1 protein-coding gene is annotated in these 1,172 nt (G+C 74.0%); it reads right to left on the bottom strand.

Going from position 1 to position 1,172, the window contains the following annotated elements; genetic code table 11:
* Positions 1-1,140 (bottom strand): methyl-accepting chemotaxis protein (locus D3273_RS27785; RefSeq protein WP_281011439.1); only part of this gene is annotated, 1,140 nt, incomplete at its 3' end.
* Positions 1,141-1,172: the final 32 nt, after the last annotated feature.

A 1,172-nucleotide genomic window follows, 5' to 3' on the forward strand; every position in this document is an offset into this window, starting at 1 on the left:
GAGCTCCGCCGTTTCCCGCGACAGGGCGTGGCTGGCGGCCGTGGACTCCTCCACCATGGCGGCGTTCTGCTGCGTCACCTGGTCCATCTGGTTCACGGCCGTGTTGACCTGGTCGAGGCCCGTCGCCTGTTCCTGCGCCGAGGACGCGATCTCGCCCACGATGCCGTCGATCTCCGCCACCTGGGCGACGATGCGCGACAGTGCTTCCCCGGTCTGCCCCACCAAGGTCACCCCCTGCTCGACCTGCGTGCCCGAGGTCGAGATCAGGCCCTTGATCTCCTTGGCGGCCTCGGCCGAGCGCTGCGCCAGCGCCCGCACCTCGGAGGCCACCACGGCGAAGCCGCGCCCCGCGTCGCCGGCCCGCGCCGCTTCCACGCCGGCGTTGAGCGCCAGCAGGTTCGTCTGGAACGCGATCTCGTCGATCACGCCGATGATCTGGCCGATCTCGCGCGACGACCGCTCGATGCCGCTCATCGCGTCCACGGCCTGGCGCACCACGGCGCCCGACAGCTCGGCCCCGCCGCGGGCGCTGCCCACCACGGTGCGGGCGTGTTTCGCGCCTTCGGCGGTGCGGCGCACGGTGGCGGTGATCTCGTCGAGGGCCGCGGCGGTCTGCTCGAGCGACGCCGCCTGCTGTTCGGTGCGGCGGCTGAGGTCGTCGGAGGCGGCGGAGATTTCCCCGGTGCCGGAGCGGATGGCCGACGCGCTGGCCGACACGGTCCGCATCGTGTCCTGCAGGCGCGCCATGGCGCCGTTGAAGTCGGCGCGCAGCCGCTCGTATTCGGCCGGGACCGCCTCGTCGATGCGGTGGGACAGGTCGCCGCCCGACAGCCGCGCCAGGCCCGAAGCCACGAGGTCCACCACGCGGGACTGCGCGGCCGCGGCGTCGGCCAGCACCGCCGCCGTGCGGCCCCGCTCCTCCTCCGTCAGGCGCCCCGCCGACAGCGCGTCCGCTTCGAGCCGCAGCTTCTCCGCCGCGGCGGCCTTGAACACCTGGACGGCGTCCGCCATGGCGCCGACCTCGTCGCGCTGGCCGAGCGCCGGCACCGTCACGCCGTGGTCGCCTCGCGCCAAAGCCTGCATGGCCACCGTCATGGACCCGATCGGCCGGGCGATGGCGCGCGAGATCAGCCACGCCATCAGGCTGGCCAGGACGGTCGACACCACACCGC

Source organism: Lichenibacterium minor (genome assembly GCF_004137685.1).
GTDB lineage: Bacteria > Pseudomonadota > Alphaproteobacteria > Rhizobiales > Beijerinckiaceae > Lichenihabitans > Lichenihabitans minor.